1 protein-coding gene is annotated in these 1,307 nt (G+C 68.3%); it reads left to right on the top strand.

Going from position 1 to position 1,307, the window contains the following annotated elements:
• On the top strand, positions 1–1,230 hold a 1,230-nt coding region (locus tag ACH5A8_RS34575; RefSeq protein WP_399007956.1), incomplete at its 5' end, for an acyl-CoA carboxylase subunit beta.
• Positions 1,231–1,307: the final 77 nt, after the last annotated feature.

Here is a 1,307-nt window from a genome sequence, read left to right as displayed (position 1 = left end):
GCCAAAGTCATGGACTTCGCCCTCAAGACCGGCTGCCCGATCATCGGCATCAACGACTCCGGCGGCGCCCGCATCCAGGAAGGCGTCGCCTCCCTCGGCGCCTACGGCGAGATCTTCCGCCGCAACACCCACGCCTCCGGCGTCATCCCCCAGATCAGCCTCGTCGTCGGCCCCTGCGCCGGCGGAGCCGTCTACTCCCCCGCCATCACCGACTTCACCGTCATGGTCGACCGGACCAGCCACATGTTCATCACCGGCCCCGACGTCATCAAGACCGTCACCGGCGAAGACGTCGGCTTCGAGGAACTCGGCGGCGCCCGCACCCACAACACCGCCTCCGGCGTCGCCCACCACATGGCCGGCGACGAGAAGGACGCCGTCGAATACGTCAAACAGCTCCTGTCCTACCTGCCCTCCAACAACCTCTCCGAGCCCCCCGCCTACCCGGAGCAGGCCGACCTCACCACCACCGCCGAAGACCTCGAACTGGACACCCTCGTCCCCGATAGCGCGAACCAGCCCTACGACATCCGCACGGTCGTCGAGCACATCCTGGACGACACCGAGTTCTTCGAGACACAGGCCCTGTACGCGCCGAACATCGTCACCGGCTTCGGACGGGTCGAGGGCCACCCCGTCGGCGTGGTCGCCAACCAGCCGATGCAGTTCGCCGGCTGCCTCGACATCGCCGCCAGCGAGAAGGCCGCCCGCTTCGTCCGCACCTGCGACGCCTTCAACATCCCCGTCCTCACCTTCGTCGACGTCCCCGGCTTCCTCCCCGGCGTCGACCAGGAACACGACGGCATCATCCGCCGCGGCGCCAAACTCATCTACGCCTACGCCGAAGCCACCGTCCCCCTCATCACCGTCATCACCCGCAAGGCCTTCGGCGGCGCCTACGACGTCATGGGCTCCAAACACCTCGGCGCCGACCTCAACCTCGCCTGGCCCACCGCCCAGATCGCCGTCATGGGCGCCCAGGGCGCCGTCAACATCCTCCACCGCCGCACCATCACCGACGCCGGCGACGACGCCGAAACCGTCCGCGCCCGCCTCGTCCGCGAGTACGAGGACACCCTCCTCAACCCCTACATCGCCGCCGAACGCGGCTACATCGACGCCGTCATCATGCCCTCCGACACCCGCGCCCACATCGTCCGCGGCCTGCGTCAACTCCGCACCAAACGGGAAACCCTCCCCCCGAAGAAGCACGGCAACATCCCCCTCTGACCCCTCTCAGCCCGCTGGAGCCGACATGACGATCAAGGTCGTACGAGGCAACCCCACCCCCGAGGAGCTCGCCGCCG

The organism is Streptomyces sp. NPDC018610 (assembly GCF_044391765.1).
In the GTDB taxonomy this organism is placed as follows: domain Bacteria; phylum Actinomycetota; class Actinomycetes; order Streptomycetales; family Streptomycetaceae; genus Streptomyces.
This window is presented reverse-complemented; position numbering and strand designations above follow the sequence as displayed.